Origin of the sequence: Dietzia sp. CH92 (genome assembly GCF_032248695.1) — a bacterium.
In the GTDB taxonomy this organism is placed as follows: Bacteria; Actinomycetota; Actinomycetes; order Mycobacteriales; family Mycobacteriaceae; genus Dietzia.
In genome coordinates this window covers 142007-161558 of sequence record NZ_JAVHXC010000002.1, presented here as the reverse complement: position 1 = coordinate 161558, position 19552 = coordinate 142007, and the positions used below count along the sequence as shown (strand labels likewise).

Genomic DNA, 19552 nt, shown 5'->3' with positions numbered 1-19552 from the left:
CCGCGCCCCCGGCGGGCTAGACCGGTTCGGCCCACTCCGCCTGGAACACCTCGTGGGGGATGGTGTCGGTCCACGGGCCGCGGGCGAGCATCGCGGCGAGCCTGCCGATCTCGTCCGCCGACATCGCTCCCCGCTCCGCCTCGACCGCGAGGACGGTGTGCTCGTCGACGCGGTCGATGTAGGGACGGTCTCCCGGTGTCGACGCGACGAGACAGGGCCTGGTCCGGAACGTCGTGAACTCGTGGTGGGGGAGCAGGTCGCGCAGGACGGCCGCGGCCTCGGGGATGTCGGCGCGGTTCCCGCCGGAACGCACCCACGCCGCCGTCTGCTCGGCGGTCTCGAGCGGGGTGTCCAGGAGGCTCGTCCCCGCGAGTTTGAGGTACCACCGGCCGTCCGGGTACGGACGTGGTGCCATGACGATCCCGCCGTAGAGGCGAGCGCCGTCGCGATACTTCAGCATCATCATCGTCGGCATGTCCAGGCTCCCGGGGTCCTCCACCTCCGCGAGGACGACCGTGGCCCCGAAGGCGGACAGGGCGAGGGGGCGCGCGAGGAGGCCGGTCATGTTGGTGGCCGCACCCGTGGCCAGCACAACCTGATCCGCTGTCCACGTCGCGCCGGTGCGCCCGGTGAGTCGCACCCGGCCGCCGCGGGTCTCGGTGGTGTTGACCTCGTCACGCACGACGTGCGCGCCGTCCTGTCGGGCGGCGGCGAGTTGCGCGCGGACGAGAGCGCGCGGGTTGAGGATGTACGCGTCCGGCTGCACGAGCGCGACGTGGCCGGGTTCGACCCGCAGATCGGGATAGGCGGCCCTCAGGCCCTCCTCGTCGAGTTCGTGGACGACCACGCCGAGGTCGCGTGCGTTGGCGGCGAGAACGCGACGGTCGAACCACGTGGCCGCCGAGCCGGGGCCGAGGTTCTCGGGCAGCACCGTCACGGAGTGGGTGGGGGTGGTGAAGCCGATCCCGGTCCTCGTCCGGAGGGCGTCGAAGCGGCGGAGGGAGCGCATGGTGAGCATCGAGGTCATGAGCGGGACCTCGAGAACGTGGCAGAGCCGGCCCTCGTCGTAGTACCCCGCCCAGGTCCCCGCGTGGCCCTCCGGCGAGGCAGGCTCCTCCGGGCCGATGACCGCCACGTCGACCCCCTGTTCGGCGAGATGGCGCGCGGTCGCGGAGCCGATCGGGCCGGCGCCGACAACGACGACCTCGTGGTGGTTGGTCTGCACGGGGCCCTCCTCGATCGGTGCCTTGGACGCCCCGCCGATCGTGCCAGGGCGGGAACTCTAAGAACTCACTTTGCGCCGTTTGCAAAGTGTAGACTCTCTTACATTCCCGTGGGGCGGCAGGCCCGCGCGGTGCCGGAGGGGCCGATGTACGTGGACGACGGAGGTGTGGCCGGTGGAGAACACGACGGGGCGGGTGCGGGTGCGTGCGGGGGGACGCAGTGAGAAGGTCCGCGTGGCGGTCGGGGAGGCGACGCTCGCGTTCCTCGCGGAGGGTCAACCGGATTTCACGGTCGTGGAGGTGGCGGCGCGGGCGGGGGTGGGGCGCCGGACCGTGTACCGGTGGTGGCCGACCCGCGACGACCTGCTCGTCGAGGCGCTCGAGGTCCACGTGCGGCGGGTGCCGACGGTCGAGGTCGACGGTTCGTGGGAGGACGGGCTGCGGGGGCTCGCGCACCGGCTGGCGGAGTTCGCGGCGGATCCGGTCGAGGTGGCGATCGCCGCGATCATGGCGGGCGGCCAGTACCCGGAGTTCAACCGGTTGGTGTTGAGGCAGTGGGAGCCCGCGATGGAGTCGTGGTGCGGGCTGGTGCGGGCGGCCGCGGACCGGGGGGAGGCCGCCGAGGGGGTCGAGCCCCGGACCGTCGTCGAGGCGCTTCTCGCGCCGATTTTTTATGCCCCGGTGTCGGTGCGGCGGCAGATGACCGCTGCCGAGGTGGACGCGTTGGTCGACCTGTTGCTCTGCGGGGTGCGCAAGCGGTAGGGCGTCAGCTGCCCAGTGAGCCGTGCGCGTGGTCGTGCGAGGAGGAGAGGCTGCCCGCGGCGAGTTCGAGACCGTGCTGGGCCAGCCACACGAGCGGGTCGACGTAGTCCTTGCCGCCGTTGACCAGGACCTCGAAGTGCAGGTGGGTGCCGGTGGAGAAGCCGAGATTGCCCATCCCGGCGATCTTCTGGCCTGCGTGGACCCGCTGGCCGACCTGGACGTCGAGGGTCTCCATGTGGCCGTAGACCGTCATTGTGCCGTCGTCGGACATGATGCGGATCCAGTTGCCGAAGCCCTGTGCGGGTCCGGCGTCGATGACCACGCCGTCGGTCGCCGCGAGGATCGGGGTGCCGTTGACGTTGGCGATGTCGATGCCGTTGTGCATCGTCCCCCAGCGCATGGCGTAGGGGGAGGTGAAGGAGCCGAACGCGGGGAGGGAGATCTTCGGCCGGCGGGCCTGCTCCTCCGCGATCTCGCGCTGGGCGTTGATCTCGGTGCCGGCGGAGAGCATCGCGGAGTGGATGTCCCCGGTGGCGTCATCCCCGACGGAGGCGGGCACGACGACCGGCTCGGGCGCCGACGGCGTCGCGGGCGCGGAGCTGCCGGGTGCGGCGGGGCTCGTGGTGGCGGGGGCGGGCTCGCCGTTGGCGAGGAGGGCGATCTCGCCCGCCTCGGCGGAGTGCGTGCCGGTAGCGTCGAGGGCGGATCCGGCCGAGGCCGCGGAGACCGCGGCCCCCGCGGCAACCGCCAGGACGGCGGCGCGACCGCGCAGGGCGGTCGGCGGGGCGGGCATACGGTGGCGTCCGACCCGATGCGCTCCGGCGGACGGGATGACGACTGGAGTCGCTGGTCCTTCGTGCTGCGACTCTCTCACCGTTGTCGTTTCCCCTCTGTCGTCGCGCCGTGATCTTTTCGTGATGAACGTCGTCCAAGGTAACGGACCGGCAACGGCCCCGCAAGACTGCCGCCACCCCGCGGGGGAGGGGGGCATCACATCGGTGTGACTCGTGAGGTCACGGTGGCCGGAGTGGCGGAAAGGTGGCAAGGGGGCGTCACCAGGGGAATCCGCGGTGGTCCACACTGTGATTCAGTGCACATGCACACCCCCGGGGTGCGACGGGCGACACACCGCGCGCCTAGGATGAGGCAGGACTCGGCTTTACAACAGGGCCGGGCGAATCTACCCACGTCAAGATGGTGAGCTGATGGATCTCTTTGAATACCAGGCAAAGGCTCTTTTCGCGAAGCATGACGTGCCCACCACCCCGGGGCGCGTCGCGGACACCGCGGAAGAGGCCGAGAAGGTCGCGGCCGAGATCGGCAAGCCTGTCGTCGTCAAGGCACAGGTGAAGGTCGGCGGCCGCGGCAAGGCCGGCGGCGTCAAGCTGGCGGAGGATGCCACGGAGGCTCGTGCCCGGGCCGAGGACATCCTGGGCCTGGACATCAAGGGCCACATCGTCAAGAAGCTGCTGGTCGCCGAGGCCAGCGACATCGCGGAGGAGTACTACATCTCCTTCCTCGTCGATCGCGCGAACCGCAACTACCTGGCCATGTGCTCGGTCGAGGGCGGCGTCGAGATCGAGCAGGTCGCAGAGGAGTCCCCGGACCGCCTCGCCAAGATCAACATCGACCCCACCGAGGGCGTCGACGTGGCCAAGGCCCGCGAGATCGCCAAGGCCGGCCACCTGCCGGAGGAGGTGCTGGACGCCGCTGCGGTGACCATCGCCAAGCTCTACGAGGTCTTCGTCAAGGAGGACGCCTCGCTGGTCGAGGTCAACCCGCTCGTGCGTACGCCGAACGACGAGATCCTCGCCCTCGACGGCAAGGTCACGCTGGACGAGAACGCCGAGTTCCGTCACAAGGACACCTTCGAGGACTTCGCCGACGCGGGCACCACCGACCCGCTCGAGCAGAAGGCCAAGGAGAACGACCTCAACTACGTCAAGCTGGACGGTGAGGTCGGCATCATCGGTAACGGTGCCGGTCTGGTCATGTCGACCCTCGACGTCGTCGCCTACGCGGGCGAGAACCACGGTGGCGTCAAGCCCGCCAACTTCCTCGACATCGGTGGCGGCGCGTCCGCCGAGGTCATGGCCGCGGGCCTGGACGTCATCCTCGGTGACGAGCAGGTCAAGAGCGTGTTCGTCAACGTCTTCGGTGGCATCACCGCCTGTGACGCGGTCGCGAACGGCATCGTGAAGGCGCTCGAGATCCTGGGCGACGAGGCCAACAAGCCGCTCGTCGTGCGTCTGGACGGCAACAACGTCGAGGAGGGTCGCAAGATCCTCGCCGAGGCGAACCACCCGCTCGTCACCCTGGCCGACAACATGGACTCCGGCGCCGACAAGGCCGCCGAGCTGGCCGCCAAGTAAGAAACAGAGGACCTTACACACATGTCGATCTTCCTCAACAAGGACAGCAAGGTCATCGTCCAGGGCATCACCGGCGGCGAGGGCACCAAGCACACGGCCCGCATGCTCGCGGCCGGCACCCAGATCGTCGGCGGCGTCAACGCCCGCAAGGCCGGCACCACCGTGTCCCACAAGGACGCCGCCGGCAACGACATCGAGCTGCCCGTCTTCGGTTCGGTGAAGGAGGCCATGGACGCCACCGGGGCCGACGTGACGATCCTCTTCGTGCCGCCGCCGTTCACCAAGGACGCGATGATCGAGGCCATCGATGCCGAGATCCCGCTCGCCGTGGTCATCACCGAGGGCGCCCCGGTCCTGGACACCGCCACCGCGTGGAACTACAACCTCGCCAAGGGCAACAAGACCCGGATCATCGGCCCCAACTGCCCGGGCATCATCACGCCGGGCGAGTCGCTCGTCGGCATCACCCCGGCCAACATCGCCGGCAAGGGCCCGGTCGGTCTCGTGTCCAAGTCGGGCACCCTGACCTACCAGATGATGTACGAGCTGGCCGACTACGGCTTCTCGACCGCCATCGGCATCGGCGGCGACCCGATCATCGGCACCACGCACATCGACTGCATCGAGGCCTTCGAGAACGACCCGGAGACCAAGGTCATCGTGATGATCGGCGAGATCGGCGGCGACGCCGAGGAGCGCGCGGCCGACTACATCAAGGCCAACGTGACCAAGCCGGTCGTCGGCTACGTCGCGGGCTTCACGGCTCCCGAGGGCAAGACCATGGGCCACGCCGGCGCCATCGTCTCCGGCTCCGCGGGTACCGCGCAGGCCAAGAAGGAGGCCCTCGAGGCCGCCGGCGTCAAGGTCGGCAAGACGCCGTCCGAGACCGCGCAGCTCGCCAAGGAGATCCTCGACTCGCTGTAATCCACGCCGCGGCCGCCCCGTAGGGGTGGCCGAGTGTGAGCTGCTGTCGCGACCCCCGTCATCCACCAGGATGGCGGGGGTCGCGGCGTGCCGGGGGTGGTCATGTCGGACCGGCTCTCTACGGTGGTCAGCGTGAGTCCCCCACGCGTCATCCGGCCCGCCGTCCGACGGTCTCCCGCGGGCGCCCGTTCGCTGTTGTGGACGGCGGCGGCCGCGGCCCTGCCCGTCATCGTCACCGTGCTCGTGCTGGCGGCGGTGACGCTGGCGGTGCTGGTGTTCACCTCCGACGGGTTCGATGCGTTGTTCGCGGTGGTCGCCGTGGAGTGGCTGGTGCTGAACCGCGTGCCGCTGACGGTGGACGCCGTCGAACTCGGGTTCCTGCCGTTGCTGCCGCCGCTGCTCTACGTGGCTGTGTTGGCGCGGCAGACGCGCGCGGTGCTCGCGGACGTGGAGCAGCCGGGCGCCCGCGAGGCCGGCGCGGCGGTGGCCGGCGTGACGGTCGCGGGCCTGCTGCTCACCGGGTTGGCGACCTTGCTGGTGGGCTCGGGCGCCTCGGACTTCGCGGTCCGCGAGTCGTCGCTGCCCTCGGCCCTGTCGTGGACGGCCACGGTCGCCGTCGTGGGGGCGGGGCTGGGGGTGTGGCTGTACTTCCGTCGCGACCTGCGCGAGGTGGTGCCCCTCTGGGTGCGTGGGGGCCTCCATCTGGGCGCGGCGTTCGTGGCGGCGACCTGGGCGGTCGTCACACTCCTCGTGTTGGTCGGTCTGGTCGCGGCGTGGGAGCCCGTCGCCACGGCGCTGGGGATCGGCAGGGATCTCGTGGGCACGGCCGCCCTCACCGCGATCTCGGCGGCGTATCTGCCCAACGTGGTGATCGGAGGGGCCTCGCTGCTCGTGGGGGGTGAGGCGCACCTCGGCCAGGCCTCGTACAGCGTGTTCGCGGTGTCGCGGGGGCCGATGCCGGAGGTCCCGCTGGCGGCGGTGCTGCCCACGACCAATCCGCACTGGGCGGTCCAGGGGTTGTTGTTGGTGACCGTCCTGGTGGCGGCGGTACTGGCGCGGTCCGTCGCGCACTGGTTCCGCACGACCGGTGACGCGGTGAGGGCGGCGTGGGTGGCCGCCGCGGTCGTGGCGTCGGTGATCGCGGTGAGCCCGGTGGTGGCCGGTGGCGAGCTCGGCGTCCTCGGGACGGTGGGCACGGGGTCGCTCATCGCGGCGGGGATGGCGCTGCTGCTGTTCGGGATCATCTCGTCGGCGACCATCGCCCTGTCGCTGGCGGGGCTGACCCGGCGCCGCGAGCGCGCGGAGAGTGAGCTGGAACGTCGCCGTCGACGTGCGGGGACTGCCGTCGCCGACGTGACCGCCGCGGAGGACCCTGCCACGGAGGAATTCGCCACGGAGGGGCCCGCGACCACGGAGCCCGACGCGGGGGCGCCACGGCGGCGCGCGGGTGTCTCGGGGATCGGGCACGCCGAGGCGGAAGGGGACGGGCACGACGACGACGAGGTCGATCCCCTCGACGACGATGCGGCCGGCGGCGCCGACTCGACGGCTCACGTCGAGCAGCCCGGTGAGTCGGGCGCGGCCATCGACGGGGGCCCGCCATCGGAAGCCGGGGACGTGGACCCGCCCGCCGCGGACGTGCCGACGGGGGAGCCGTTCGAGGCGATGCCGGACGAGACGGATGAGGTGACCCCTCCGGCCGATGCGGCCGGGGCTGACGATGATCGAGCCGAGGTCGAGGCGGGCGCCGCCCACGCGCGTGCCGCCGACGCCGCGGAGCCCGCCGGCGCGGAGGCCGCTCCGGTTGAGCCGGTCCACGAGGATTCCGACGGTCTGCCTGACGACGCCCCGAGACCGGCCGACTAGACTGCCATCCGATGGGCCCGCGCGACCGGCGGGCTGCCGGATCGACGGGCGGGAGCACACCAGGTGGCGGGAACCGAGTCCTCCGGTGTCGCGGCCCCGGCCGGCGCCTCGTGCGGGATCGTCCTGCTGGCCTCCGGCTCCGGCACCCTCGCCCAGAGCGTCCTCGACGCCGCGACGAGGGCCGACTGCCCGTACCGCGTGATCGCCCTGGTCTCCGACCGGGACTGCGAGGCCGTGGCCCGCGCCGAACGCGCCGGCCTCCCCACCGCCGTCGTCCGTCCCGGCGACCACGCCGACCGCACCGACTGGGACCGGGCGCTGGCGGAGACGGTGGGCGGGTTCTCGCCCGACTGGGTCGTCTCGGCCGGCTTCATGCGCATCCTCGGCGCCCAGTTCCTGGGCCGGTTCGCGGACCGCGTCGTCAACACCCATCCGGCGCTCCTGCCGTCGTTCCCCGGCGCCCACGCCGTGCGCGACGCCCTCGCCTACGGGGTGCGGGTCACCGGCTGCACCGTCCACCTCGTCGACGCCGGTGTCGACACCGGTCCGGTGATCGCGCAGCGTGCCGTCGAGATCCTTCCCGGCGACACCGAGCCCTCCCTGCACGAACGCATCAAGGTCGTCGAGCGCGAACTGCTCGTCGACGTTCTCGCGGCCGCCGCCAGCGGCCGACTCCACATCGAAGGTCGAAAGGTGCACCTGAAGTGACCGACTCCCGCAGGCCCGTCCGCCGTGCCCTCATCAGCGTCTACGACAAGTCCGGGCTGGAAGAGCTCGCCCGCGGGCTCGCCGACGCCGGGGTCGAGATCGTCTCCACCGGCTCGACCGCCCAGCGCATCGCCGACGCCGGTGTCGCCGTGACGCCCGTCGACTCGCTGACCGGGTTCCCGGAGTGCCTCGAGGGCCGCGTCAAGACCCTGCACCCGCGGGTCCACGCCGGCATCCTCGCCGACACCCGCAAGCCCGAGCATCTCGAGCAGATCGCCGACCTCGGGGTGGAGCCGTTCGAGCTCGTCGTCGTCAACCTCTATCCCTTCACCGACACGGTCGCCTCCGGCGCCGACTTCGACGCGTGCGTCGAACAGATCGACATCGGCGGACCCTCGATGGTGCGCGCGGCGGCCAAGAACCATCCCTCCGTGGCGGTCCTCGTCGACCCGGCCGGTTACGCCGAGGCCCTCGAGGCCGTCGTCGCGGGCGGGTTCACCCTCGACCAGCGCCGACGCCTCGCCGCCGCCGCGTTCCGCCACACGGGCGCCTACGACGTGGCCGTGGCGACCTGGATGACCGACCAGACGTCCGGCGCGGGCGCCGCAGAGGGCACAGGCGCGGACGAGGGCTACCCGGTCTGGCAGGGCCAGAGCCTCGACCTCGTCGCGACGCTGCGCTACGGCGAGAACCCGCACCAGAGCGCCGCGCTCTACACCGACGCCGCGGCGGCGCCCGGGCTCGCGCAGGCGCGCCAGCTGCACGGCAAGGAGATGAGCTACAACAACTACGTCGACGGCGACGCGGCCTGGCGGTCGGCCCACGACCACGCCGAGCCGTGCGTCGCGATCATCAAGCACGCCAACCCCTGCGGCATCGCGATCGACGCCGACATCGCCGCCGCCCACCGCGCGGCCCACGAGTGTGACCCCGTCAGCGCGTTCGGTGGCGTCATCGCCGCGAACCGCGAGGTCTCCGTCGAGATGGCCGAGCAGGTGGCGGAGATCTTCACCGAGGTGATCATCGCCCCGTCCTACGCGGACGGCGCCGTGGAGATCCTCGCCCGCAAGAAGAACATCCGGATCCTCGAGGCGCAGCCGCCCGTCGGGGACGAGGTGGAGCGCAAGCAGATCTCCGGCGGGGTGCTGGTGCAGCAGCGCGACGCCCTCGACGCGACCGGCGACGTCGTCGCCGGCTGGACCAAGGCCTGCGGCGAGGACGCCGACGAGCAGACCCTGCGGGATCTGCTGTTCGCGTGGCGCGCCTGCCGGGCGGTCAAGTCCAACGCCATCCTGCTCGCGCACTCCGGCGCGACCGTCGGCGTGGGCATGGGCCAGGTCAACCGCGTCGACTCGGCGCGGCTCGCCGTCCAGCGCGCGGGGGACCGCGTCACCGGGTCGGTCGCCGCCTCCGACGCGTTCTTCCCCTTCGCTGACGGGCTCGAGGTGCTGGCCGAGGCCGGCGTCCGCGCCGTCGTGCAGCCCGGCGGGTCCGTGCGCGACGCCGAGGTGATCGAGGCCGCGGAGAAGGCCGGCATCACCATGTACTTCACCGGCGCACGGCACTTCTTCCACTGAGATGGCGGACTCCGGGGCCGCGCGCGGCGGGGTGGACCACGACGCGGAGGGGGCCGGCCCGGCGGCCGGTGTCTCCGCGGCCCCGCTGACCCCGCGGGCCCTGGCCAAGGCGCGGCGGCGCGGCGAGATCCTCGTCGCCGCGGCCCGGCTCATGGCCCGCCGCGGCTTCCACGCCGTGCGGTTGGACGACATCGGTGCCGAGGTCGGGATCTCCGGACCGGGCATGTACCGCTACTTCTCGTCCAAGGAGGACGTCCTCGCCGAGATGCTCCTCGACATCTCCCGGCGGCTCCGTGACGGGGGCCGCGCGGCCGTCGAGCGGGGCGGCGATCCCGCCGGGGTGCTCGACGCGCTACTGGGCGTCCACGTGGACTTCGTGGCCACCGAACCCGATCTCATCAGCGTGCAGTTCCGCGACCTCGGGTCACTGCCCGCGGGGCCGAGGCACGAGGTGCGGACCCTGCAGCGTGAGTACGCCGAGTTCTGGGTCGACGCTCTCGTCCGCCTCCGCCCCGAGCTGAGCTCCACCCAGGCGCGCGCCCACGTCCACGCGGTGTTCGGGCTGCTCAACTCGAGCCCCCGCCTGCCCGCCATGGCCGAGGCCGAGCTGCGCACCGTCCTCACCGCGATGGCCTCGGCGGCCCTGCGGGCGTGACCCCGGAATCCGCTACCCTCCGTCCGGATCCGCTACTCGCATAGGGGTAGCGGATCCGGAGCGGGAGTAGCGGATTTCCGAGGGGGTGGGGCGCCGCGGGTGGGGCGCCGCGGGGTGGGGCGTCAGCCCAGCTCCGCCCGGAGGCGGGCCATCTCTTCCCTGTACCGCGCGACGCCTGCCAGCTTGACCTCCTCGTAGCCGCGCACCATGTCCGGCAGCTCGGCCAGCGCCACGGCGGTGCCATACCAGGCCGCGTCGCGGCCCGCCGGTCCACGGCGTCGGAGGCCGTCGGCGAGCTCGTCGACCAGGACGCGGTACTCGTCCAGCAGCTCCCGCTCGACCCGCCGGACGCCGGCGTAGCCGAAGACGTCGAACGGGGTGCCGCGCAGCCGCTTCATCCGCGCCAGCGCCCGCATCGCCGGCATGGCACCCGGCCCGATCGAGATCTTCTTCTTCATCCCCAGCGCCCTCAGGGCCGGCGGGTGCAGTTGCAGCCTGGCCACCGCGCCCTCGCCCCAGTCCTCGTCGAGTCGGGCCGCGAACTCCGGGTCGACCGCGAGTCGGGCCACCTCGTACTCGTCCTTATAGGCCATGAGCTTGTACAGGTTGCGCGCCACCGCCAGGGCCAGGGACTCCGCCGGGGCGTCCTGCAGCGCCTCGGCGGCGCGGACCGCCTCCACCCGACGGACGTAGTCGGCGGCGTACGCCTCGTCCTGGTAGGCGATGAGCTCGTCGACCCGCCGGGCGACGACCGCACGCAGCTCGTCGGACGCGTCCGCGTCGAGCCCCGCGAGCACCCGCGCGGCGGCGGGGGAGAGCCCGGGCGCCGCGGTGGGGCCGTCCGCCCCGGCGGAGCGATCTGCCGCGGCGGGGCTGCCGGTCGCGTGGCGGTGCAGCCCGTCGAGCAGGGCCGACAGCGCCGCGGGGTCGGCGACCGCCTGACGGCCGCGACGGAACGCCTGGAGATTCGCCTCGACCGCGACTCCGTTGAGCTCGACGGCGCGCTCGATCGACTCGGCGGAGATGGGCAACGCACCGCTCTGGTAGGCCGCGCCCACCATGAGCATGTTGGCCGTCTGCGTGGACCCGAACAGCCCCTCCGTCAACGCGCCCGGGTCCAGGTAGACACCGCGCGCGGTGGCACGGTCGATGACGCCCTGGATGTCCGCGGTCGCGGGGTAGTGCTCGGCGGTGTCGATCACCATCTTGCCGGTGGGGATCCGGGTGGTCGACACCACGGCGGTGGTGCGGTCCGGATGGGCCACCTTGAGGTGGGTGGCGTCGGCGCCGACGAGACCGTCACAGCACAGGTAGAGGTCGCAGTCGCCCGCCCCGATCTTGGGAGGCTGTTCCACCGGGGCGAGGGAGACGCGGACGTCGGAGACGACGGCGCCGCCCTTCTGCGCGAGGCCGGTCATGTCGAGGGTGCGGGCGGACCTGCCGTCGAGGACGGCCGCGGTCGCCAGGACGGCCGAGACCGTGACGATCCCCGTCCCGCCGATGCCCGTCAGGCGTAGCGAGAATCCCCGCCGGGGGTCGACCTCGGCGCGCGCGGGTTCGGGGAGATCCCCGGCGGCCAGGGCGGGGGCGGTGGCGACCCGCTCGGAGCGGGTCCCGGGTACGACCGTCACGAAGGCGGGACAGTCGCCCTGCAGGCACGAGAAGTCGAGGTTGCACGTCGACTGGTCGATCTGCGTCTTGCGTCCGAACTCGGTGTCGACCGGGTGCACGGACAGGCAGTTGGACTTCTTCCCGCAGTCGCCGCAGCCCTCGCAGATGCGCTCGTTGATCACCACCCGCCGGTCCGGGGTGGGGTAGGTGCCGCGCTTGCGGTGACGGCGCTTCTCGGCGGCGCAGTACTGGTCGTGTACGAGGACCGTCACCCCGGGGATGGCGGCGAGCTCGCGCTGGACCTCGAGGGTGTCCACGCGGTCGCGGACCTCCACACCGCGCGGGAGTCCCCGGGCCCTCGTGGCCTTGACGTCGTCGGTGGTGACGACGATCTTGGCGACCTTCTCCGCCTCCAGCAGGCGCACGATCTCCGGCAGGCTCATCTCGCCCACCGGGTCCTGGCCGCCGGTCATGGCGACGGTGCCGTTGTACAGCAGCTTGTAGGTGATGTTGTCCCCGGACGCGACGGCCGCGCGCAGGGCCAGCGAACCGGAGTGCATGAAGGTCCCGTCGCCGACGTTCTGCACCATGTGCTGTTCCTCGAGGAACGGGGCCATCCCGGTCCACTGGATCCCCTCGCCGCCCATCTGGGTGACGCCGGTGACGTGGCCGACCTGCTGCTCGTCCATCATGAGCACCATGGCGTGGCAGCCGATCCCGCCGCCGACCAGCGTGCCGTCGGCGACCTTGGTGGAGCTGTTGTGCGGGCACCCCGAGCAGAAGTAGGGGGTCCGTGAGGCCGCGAGCGGCAGAGCGATGCGGGTGCGCACGCGCCCCGGGCCGTCGAGCCAGGCCGCGGCGGAGGCGATCCCGTGGACCGTGCCGAGCCGCTGCGCGAGCCCGCGGGTCACCGAGTCCACGTCGAGCTCGCCGAACCGGCTGAACAGCGTGGAGCCGTCCTCGTGGGCCTTGCCGACGACGTTCGCGACCCCGGGCCTGCGGAACTGGATGTCGCGGATCATGGTCTCGATGAAGTCGCGCTTCTCCTCCACGACGATCACCTCGTCGAGGCCGGTCATGAACTCGTCGAGGATCGTCCGCTCGAGCGGGTAGATCATCCCGAGCTTGAGGACGCGGATACCGCGACGGCCCAGTTCGTCGTCGTCGATACCGAGTCGGCGCAGCGCCTCACGTACGTCGAGGTAGGTCTTGCCGGCCGCGACGATGCCGATCCGGTCGTCCGCCGTCGACTGCACGATGCGGTTGAGCCGGTTGAGTCGGGCGTACTCGAGTGCCCGGGGCAGGCGGATGGTGAGCTGGTTCTGCTCGAGCTCCATGAGGTTCGAGCCCAGGAGGTGACCCGAGGGCACGTGGGGGCTGGTGCCGAGATCACCGTAGACGGGCAGGATCCGGTCGGGGTCGACGAGCGCGGTCGACGAGGCGTCCGCGACGTGGGCGGAGATCTTCAGCGCCGACCACAGGCCGGACACGCGGGACAGGATCGCCGCGTGGACGCCAAAGTCCAGCACGTCCTGCGAGTCCGCCGGGTACAGGGTCGGCATGTACAGATCGGCGAGCGCGAGTTCCGAGGCGCACGGCACGGTCGACGACTTGGCGCCGGGGTCGTCCCCGACCATCACCACCGCCCCGCCGTTCGGGTCGGTGCCGATGAGGTTGGCGTGCCGCAGGGCGTCGGTGGCGCGGTCGAGTCCCGGCGCCTTGCCGTACCAGTAGCCCACCACGCCCTGGAGCGGGGCGCCGCCGGTGTGGGCGGTGGCCCGCAGCGTGCCGGTGCGGCGTGCCAGCTGCGAGCCCATCACCGCGGTGGCGCCCGCCTCCTCGTTGAGGGCCGGGCGGTGGACGATGTCGAACGGGTCGAGGAACTCCGCCCGACGGGCGAGTTCGAGGTCGTAGCCCGCGAGCGGGGATCCCTCGTAGCCGCTCACCAGGCTCGCGGTGAGCAGGTTCTGGCGCCGGTCCAGCCTGGCGCGGTCGCGCACCGTCCGCACCAGCGCCTGGATGCCGGTGAGGTAGACGGTGCCGCGTTCGCGGGTGTAGCGGTCGGAGAGGGAGAACGATCCGGCGTCCGCCCGACCGAACCGCGGGAGGTCGTCGTGGGTGCCGTTCGAGGGGCCGAGAAGAGAGGTCATGATCAACACCTGGCCTGTGTGAGGTCGTGGGTCTACACACCAGGCTAGGACGGTTTGTGAGGTGCGTCACGCGGTCATCGATCGGCCGAACAGTCTGCACAATCGGAAGTGTCTTATGCGGGACAAAGTGGACCAGATGCGTTGTCGTCGTCGTCTACCCTGGGCACATGGAGCACACGCCCCCGATGGACGACACCGACCGACGCCTCCTCAGGGTGGTCATGGCCGACCCCCGGGTCGGCGTCCGCGAGTTCTCCCGACGGCTCGGGGTGGCCCGCGGCACCGCGCAGGCACGGCTCGACAAGCTCGAGGCCCGCGGCGTCCTCGCCTCCTGGGCGCCCCGACTCGACCCCGCCGCCCTGGGGTACCCGCTCGGCGCGCTGGTCCACGTCCAGCTGGCGCAGGCGGAGCTCGACTCGACCTGCGCGGGCCTGGCCGAGGTGCCCGAGGTGCTCGAGGTGATGAGCGTGGCGGGGGAGTTCGACCTCGTCTGCCGCGTCGTGGCCCGCGACCACGCCCATCTGGAGGAGGTCTTCAGCGCCCTCATCGCGACCCCCGGGGTCCTGCGGACGCGGACCGAGGTGATCCTGCGTCAGCGCGTCGGACCGCGCGTCACGCAGCTCCTCGGCGACTGACGCGGCGTGGCGGGCGCGGGGCGGCGTGCGCCCCGGTCAGCTCGCCGGGGTGTCCCGCCGCAGGACGAGGTAGGCCAACCCGCCGGCGAGGACCGCCGTGAGCGCGAGGTACGCGCTCCCGCTGAGGGCGGTCTGCGAGGCGAACCACCGGGCCACGGCCGCCCCGCCGACGTTCTGCACGACGAGCAGCGTGACGACGGCCAGGCCGGCGACGACCGCGATCACGGGCGGTCAGGACCAGATGGGGGTGAAGGGGTGGGCGGCCTCGTACTCGGAGGCCAGCTCGAGGAGGACGCGGTCCTCGCCGCGCCGCGCCGAGAGGTGGACGCCGATCGGCATGCCGTCCGGTGCGTGCCCGGCCGGCACCGACACGGCCGGCGACCCGGCGATGTTCTGCAGCGGGGTGAACGTCACCCAGTTCGACACCCTCTCCAGGTGGGTCTCGAACGGCAGCTCCGCGTCGAGATAGCCCACCTCGGGGGTCTCGTGTGCGACCACGGGGCTCAGGTACACGTCGAGGTCGCCGAAGCTCGCGTCGAACCGCCGGCGGGCCCGCGCGAGCCGGTACAGGTGCCCCGGGATCGCGGCGAGCCTCTGGCGGGCCATCCGCGCCAGCCCCACGGTGAACGGGTCGAGGCGGGTGGCGTCGAACTCCGGGTCGAAGAGCGAGCGGCCGGAGGTCGAGGTGCTCAGCGCGAGCAGTCCCCAGTAGGCGATGAAGTCCTCGCGGAACCCCGGCGGCACGGGAGCGGGGGTGGGGATGATCTCGTGGCCGAGTTCTTCCAGGCGACCGGCGGTCTCGTGCAGGACGGACAGCGTCGCGGGGTCGGTCCCGTCACCTGCCGGGCTGTGGTCGACCAGCCCGATCCGTAACCGCCGGGAGGGCGTTGCCGCGACCCGACCGATCGGCGGGACCCCGCGGGGGCGGCACCCGGACTCGAAGGCCGTGAGGAACAGGGCGGTGTCGCGGACGGATCGGGAGACGACTCCCTGCGAGATGATGGGGATCGGCATGTGCCGGGAGAACGCCTCGTCCGGGTGGCGTCCCCGGCTCGGCTTGAACCCCACGAGCCCGGTGACCGCGGCGGGGATGCGGATCGAGCCGCCGCCGTCGTTGGCGTGTGCGATAGGGAGGGCGCCGGCGGCGACCAGCGCGGAGGACCCGCCCGACGAGCCGCCGCTGGTCCGGCCGGTGTCCCACGGGTTCCGGGTGACCAGTCCGCCCTGCCTCTCGGTGGCGGCGGTCCAGCCGAACGGGGGCATCGCGGTGATCCCGAGCGGGTTCAGCCCCGTGGCCCGGAACGCCCGTGTGTAGGGGCCGTCGTGCAGGGCGGGCGTGTCCGGCACCGCGGGGGAGCCCACGCGCATCGGTGCGCCCTCGACCCTCACGGCGTCCTTGAACGCCGACGGGACGCCCGCCAGGGGAGCGGACATCTCGGAGCGTCCCACCCGGCGGGCGCGTGCCCGGGCGCGGTCGAGATCGGTGAAGACGAGTGCGCCGAGGGACGGGTCGACCAGTGCGCACCGCTCGGCGGCCGCCTCGAGGAGTTCGGTGGCCGAGACGTCGCCCGCACGGAGTCTCGCGGCGAGTCCGGTGGCGTCGTCGTACCCGAGCGCGTCGTCGCGAAAGGCGTGGAGGCGCCGAGCACGGGCGGGTGGGGCGGCGGTGATGGACCTGCCCGTACCCGCGTCGGCCGTGTCTGTGGCGTCGCTCACGCCCCCACTGTAGGGCGACGCGACCCGGTTTTCGGGGGCCACCTCTTGACAGATCGCCCGTGCACATGGATCTTAGGAGTAGCTAACTAAGGCAAGGGTCACCTAATGCGAGCCCGCATTTGGTGCCGAATCTGGAGGTCTCATCGATGGCAGCGCACCCGATCGTGTCGGATCCGGTCACCACGGGCGCGCGCCGTCTCCTCGACGGATCGGGCATCGCGACGGTTGCCGTTCGCGGTTCCAAGGACCGTTCGGACGTGATGGTCTCCGCAGGGCATCGCTGGATCGGTGACGGGACGATTGTGGTGACGGGGACCCCGGCTCCCTGGTCCGGCCTGATGGTCGCGCCCGGCGACTCGGTCGAGGTCGTGGTGATGATCGACGAGTTCGCCCCGATCGTCGAGGCGAAGGTCCATGTGGCGAGCCTCTACGGCTTCGGTGTCGCGCGCGCGGCCCGCCGGGGCGAGGGCTGGATCGTCGAGATCGAGATCGAGCTCGGCGAGGTCGACGTACGCCGGCTCGGCCACGAGGGCACGGTCGACGCCGCCCATCTGGACGCGGTCCCCTCCGACCCGCTGGCATGCGAGGCGCCCGGTCTCGCGGACGAGATCCGGGCGCGCTTCGGTTCTGATCTGGCGATGCTGGCCGGGTCGGGGGACCCGGCTCAGCCGCCGTATGTGTTGGGCGTCGACGCCGACGGTCTGCACCTGCTGACCGCTCTCGGTACCGATGCCGATGTCATCCACCTGCCGTTCGTGACCCGGGCGGAGTGCGTCAACGACGTCGTCCGCGAGATGGGTCAGTACGTGGCCCGCGCCAGCTGAGAGGCGATTCGCCCGCGCGGGCCCGTGTGGGTCAGGCCGGGGTGTAGGTGAGGCAGTCGGCGGTGTCCGCGCCGGCGCCGATCTTGACCGAGTCCGCCGAGCAGAGCAGGTCCTTGTTGTGGGCGCACTCGACTCGCTGGCAGGCGCCGACATGAGCGCTCGCGGTGGGCAGGCCGCCGCGGACGTCCAGCGAGATGAAGGTGCCGCACTCGGCGTGGTCGGGGGCTCCCGCCACGGTGATTGCGCCGGCGCTGCAGCTCTGATCGCTGTTGAACGAGCACGCGGTGACGGTGCAGGTGCTGATTCCGGTGAGAGTGGCCATGACGATCGCTCCTCGTGTGGCAGTGGCTGGGCGGTGTGGCTCCGAGTCAACACCGAACGGATCCGACTTGCAAGCAAGTTGAGGCTGTGCTAAGTGAGGCGAGCCTAAGCTCTCTGCCTGCACGTATGCGGCCGTTTGCATGGTTCCGCGAGCCGCCGCGGCGCTCCGGACGAGCTGCCCCGCACGGCCCCTGGGGCGGCTGCGGTGGGGGCGACGGCCGGGACCTCGGCGGCGCGTTCACGGGGCCTCGACGGGGCTGCCCCTCGCCGACGCCGAGGCGGTGCGTCCCCGACATCCGCTCCTGTCCATGGCGTCTCGCTCCCGCCGGCGCCGTCTCGCTCCCGCTGGCGCCATCTCGCTCCGGCCGACGCCGTCTCGTGCATCGCAGCCGCTCCTGTCCATGGCGTCTCGCTTCCGCGAATGTACGGCGATCCACGTCGCCGCCCCTCTGCATGGCGTCCGGCGTGCGCAGCGGTGCGCGCGAGACGCCATGGCCGCGCGCGGCTGCGTCCGGGCCGGTCCAGAGCCGCCCGGCTGAGGGAGTCTCCGGCGGCTCTGGACATTTGTGAGCCGCGGCACTATCGTCGAATTCAGTTAATCCGACTTAACTGAAAGGGAGCGGCGCTGATGACTTCCGCGACCACCAATCGCCAGGCCCACGAGGAACTGCTCGCCGACCTGCGGGAGCGCCTCGAGCGGGCCGCGCAGGGCGGCGGGGAGAAGGCCCGTGCACGCCACCTCGAACGCGGCAAGCTTCTCGCCCGGCAGCGGGTGGACGTTCTGCTCGACCCGGGCAGCCCGTTCCTGGAGCTCTCGCCGCTCGCCGCGGAGGAGATGTACGGAGGCAAGGCACCGGCCGCGGGCGTCGTCGCCGGGATCGGTCGGGTCTCCGGCCGCGAATGCCTCATCATCGCCAACGACGCCACCGTCTCGGGCGGTACGTACTACCCGATGACGGTGAAGAAGCACCTGCGCGGCCAGGAGGTGGCGCTGGCCAACAACCTGCCCTGCATCTACCTCGTGGACTCGGGCGGCGCGATGCTCCTGCAGCAGGACGAGGTCTTCCCGGACCGGGACCACTTCGGCCGGATCTTCTACAACCAGGCCACGATGTCGGCCAAGGGCATCCCGCAGATCGCCGCGGTGATGGGCTCGTGCACCGCCGGCGGCGCGTATGTCCCGGCGATGAGCGACGAGGCCGTGATCGTCCGCAACCAGGGCACGATCTTCCTCGCCGGCCCCCCGCTGGTGAAGGCTGCGACGGGGGAGGAGGTCACCGCCGAGGAGCTCGGTGGCGGCGACCTGCACGCCAAGACCTCCGGCGTGGTGGACCACCTGGCCGACGACGACTACGACGCGCTGATGAAGGTCCGCGAGATCGTCGCGACCTGCCCGCCCGCGCCCGCGCCGGACTGGGAGGTGCTCGAGCCCCGCGAGCCGGCACGCCCGCAGACCGACCTCTACGATCTGGTCCCCGTCGACTCCCGCCAGCCCTACGACGTGCGCGACATCATCGGCACGATCGTCGACGGCGGCGAGTACACCGAGTTCAAGGAGAACTACGGCACGTCGATGGTCACCGCCTTCGCCCACATCCACGGGCACCCGGTGGGGATCATCGGCAACAACGGCGTCATCTTCTCCGAATCCGCACTCAAGGGCGCGCACTTCATCGAACTGTGCGACCGGCGCAAGATCCCGCTGGTGTTCCTGCAGAACATCACCGGCTTCATGGTGGGTCGGCAGTACGAGGCCGGCGGCATCGCCAAGAACGGGGCCAAGATGGTCACCGCCGTGGCCTGCGCGCGCGTGCCCAAGTTCACCGTCGTGGTGGGCGGCTCCTTCGGCGCCGGCAACTACTCGATGTGCGGGCGGGCGTACTCGCCGCGCTTCCTGTGGATGTGGCCCAACGCGCGCATCGCCGTGATGGGCGGCCCGCAGGCGGCGGACACGCTGGCCTCCGTGCGCGCGGCGCAGGTGACCAAGTCGGGCGGGGAGTGGACCGACGAGCAGCAGGAGCAGTTCACCGCCCCGATCCGTGAGCAGTTCGAGGAGCAGTCGACGGCCTACTACTCCACGGCCCGCCTCTGGGACGACGGGATCATCGACCCCGCCGACACCCGCACCGTCCTCGGCCTGGCCCTCGCGGCCGCGGCCAACGCCCCTCTCGCGCCGGTCAACAACGGCGTCTTCAGGATGTGAGCAGC

Annotated in this window: 16 protein-coding genes; 10 read left to right on the top strand and 6 right to left on the bottom strand. The window is 71.8% G+C overall.

From position 1 onward, the window contains the following. Positions 1-16: 16 nt before the first annotated feature. A complete protein-coding gene (locus RWK90_RS04125) occupies positions 17-1225 on the bottom strand; it encodes an FAD-dependent oxidoreductase (RefSeq protein ID WP_314035029.1) in 1209 nt (402 codons plus the stop codon). Between the two features lie 172 nt (positions 1226-1397). Between RWK90_RS04125 and RWK90_RS04120 the strand changes: the two genes are divergently transcribed. After that, a complete protein-coding gene (locus tag RWK90_RS04120) occupies positions 1398-1985 on the top strand; it encodes a TetR/AcrR family transcriptional regulator C-terminal ligand-binding domain-containing protein (RefSeq protein ID WP_314035027.1) in 588 nt (195 codons plus the stop codon). Between the two features lie 4 nt (positions 1986-1989). On the opposite strand, the gene RWK90_RS04115 is transcribed toward RWK90_RS04120, so the two are convergent. Continuing rightward, positions 1990-2778, bottom strand: a complete 789-nt coding sequence (locus RWK90_RS04115; protein ID WP_314035025.1) for a M23 family metallopeptidase — start codon at positions 2776-2778, stop codon at positions 1990-1992. Between the two features lie 412 nt (positions 2779-3190). Between RWK90_RS04115 and sucC the strand changes: the two genes are divergently transcribed. The 6 genes from sucC to RWK90_RS04085 all read left to right on the top strand — a co-directional run bounded on the left by sucC (position 3191) and on the right by RWK90_RS04085 (position 10087). Then, the gene (gene sucC / locus RWK90_RS04110; protein WP_314035023.1) at positions 3191-4357 is read left to right on the top strand and encodes an ADP-forming succinate--CoA ligase subunit beta; all 1167 of its coding nucleotides are present in this window, start codon (positions 3191-3193) and stop codon (positions 4355-4357) included. 21 nt (positions 4358-4378) lie between these two features. After that, entirely contained in the window at positions 4379-5281 is a 903-nt protein-coding gene (gene sucD, locus RWK90_RS04105) for a succinate--CoA ligase subunit alpha (protein ID WP_314035021.1), read from the top strand. Between the two features lie 132 nt (positions 5282-5413). Then, complete coding sequence (locus RWK90_RS04100; protein WP_314035019.1) at positions 5414-7147, top strand: DUF6350 family protein; 1734 nt, start codon at positions 5414-5416, stop codon at positions 7145-7147. A 63-nt stretch (positions 7148-7210) separates the two neighbouring features. After that, positions 7211-7855 (top strand): phosphoribosylglycinamide formyltransferase, encoded by a 645-nt coding sequence (gene purN / locus RWK90_RS04095; RefSeq protein ID WP_314035017.1) that lies wholly within the window; start codon positions 7211-7213, stop codon positions 7853-7855. Then, on the top strand, positions 7852-9432 hold the full coding sequence (gene purH, locus RWK90_RS04090) for a bifunctional phosphoribosylaminoimidazolecarboxamide formyltransferase/IMP cyclohydrolase (RefSeq protein WP_314035015.1): 1581 nt from the start codon (positions 7852-7854) through the stop codon (positions 9430-9432). The genes purN and purH overlap by 4 nt, the downstream gene beginning before the upstream one ends. A 1-nt stretch (position 9433) precedes the next feature. Beyond that, positions 9434-10087: a TetR/AcrR family transcriptional regulator gene (locus RWK90_RS04085; RefSeq protein WP_314035013.1), complete on the top strand. Its 654-nt coding sequence runs from the start codon at positions 9434-9436 to the stop codon at positions 10085-10087. A 122-nt stretch (positions 10088-10209) separates the two neighbouring features. Here RWK90_RS04085 and RWK90_RS04080 read toward each other — a convergent pair whose 3' ends face one another. Continuing rightward, positions 10210-13848, bottom strand: coding sequence for an indolepyruvate ferredoxin oxidoreductase family protein (locus RWK90_RS04080; protein WP_314035011.1), 3639 nt, complete (start codon positions 13846-13848; stop codon positions 10210-10212). Between the two features lie 167 nt (positions 13849-14015). Between RWK90_RS04080 and RWK90_RS04075 the strand changes: the two genes are divergently transcribed. After that, entirely contained in the window at positions 14016-14483 is a 468-nt protein-coding gene (locus RWK90_RS04075) for an Lrp/AsnC family transcriptional regulator (RefSeq protein WP_314035010.1), read from the top strand. 36 nt (positions 14484-14519) lie between these two features. Here RWK90_RS04075 and RWK90_RS04070 read toward each other — a convergent pair whose 3' ends face one another. Further along, a complete protein-coding gene (locus RWK90_RS04070) occupies positions 14520-14708 on the bottom strand; it encodes a hypothetical protein (protein WP_314035008.1) in 189 nt (62 codons plus the stop codon). A 6-nt stretch (positions 14709-14714) separates the two neighbouring features. Then, positions 14715-16199, bottom strand: a complete 1485-nt coding sequence (locus RWK90_RS04065) for an amidase (protein ID WP_314035006.1) — start codon at positions 16197-16199, stop codon at positions 14715-14717. 146 nt (positions 16200-16345) lie between these two features. Between RWK90_RS04065 and RWK90_RS04060 the strand changes: the two genes are divergently transcribed. Then, a complete protein-coding gene (locus RWK90_RS04060) occupies positions 16346-17023 on the top strand; it encodes a hypothetical protein (protein ID WP_314035004.1) in 678 nt (225 codons plus the stop codon). 31 nt (positions 17024-17054) lie between these two features. Here RWK90_RS04060 and RWK90_RS04055 read toward each other — a convergent pair whose 3' ends face one another. Next, a complete protein-coding gene (locus RWK90_RS04055; RefSeq protein ID WP_314035002.1) occupies positions 17055-17345 on the bottom strand; it encodes a DUF1540 domain-containing protein in 291 nt (96 codons plus the stop codon). 627 nt (positions 17346-17972) lie between these two features. On the opposite strand from RWK90_RS04055, the gene RWK90_RS04050 reads away from it, so the two are divergent. Continuing rightward, positions 17973-19547, top strand: a complete 1575-nt coding sequence (locus RWK90_RS04050) for a carboxyl transferase domain-containing protein (protein WP_314035001.1) — start codon at positions 17973-17975, stop codon at positions 19545-19547. Positions 19548-19552 lie beyond the last annotated feature (5 nt).

What these genes read in the sequence shown, in the direction of transcription:
- RWK90_RS04115 (WP_314035025.1), bottom strand. Translation starts at nt 2,778, where the DNA reads ATGCCCGCCCCGCCGACCGCCCTGCGCGGTCGCGCCGCCGTCCTGGCG.
- sucC (WP_314035023.1), top strand. Translation starts at nt 3,191, where the DNA reads ATGGATCTCTTTGAATACCAGGCAAAGGCTCTTTTCGCGAAGCATGAC.
- sucD (WP_314035021.1), top strand. Translation starts at nt 4,379, where the DNA reads ATGTCGATCTTCCTCAACAAGGACAGCAAGGTCATCGTCCAGGGCATC.
- RWK90_RS04085 (WP_314035013.1), top strand. Translation starts at nt 9,434, where the DNA reads ATGGCGGACTCCGGGGCCGCGCGCGGCGGGGTGGACCACGACGCGGAG.
- RWK90_RS04080 (WP_314035011.1), bottom strand. Translation starts at nt 13,848, where the DNA reads ATGACCTCTCTTCTCGGCCCCTCGAACGGCACCCACGACGACCTCCCG.
- RWK90_RS04075 (WP_314035010.1), top strand. Translation starts at nt 14,016, where the DNA reads ATGGAGCACACGCCCCCGATGGACGACACCGACCGACGCCTCCTCAGG.
- RWK90_RS04060 (WP_314035004.1), top strand. Translation starts at nt 16,346, where the DNA reads ATGGCAGCGCACCCGATCGTGTCGGATCCGGTCACCACGGGCGCGCGC.
- RWK90_RS04055 (WP_314035002.1), bottom strand. Translation starts at nt 17,345, where the DNA reads ATGGCCACTCTCACCGGAATCAGCACCTGCACCGTCACCGCGTGCTCG.
- RWK90_RS04050 (WP_314035001.1), top strand. Translation starts at nt 17,973, where the DNA reads ATGACTTCCGCGACCACCAATCGCCAGGCCCACGAGGAACTGCTCGCC.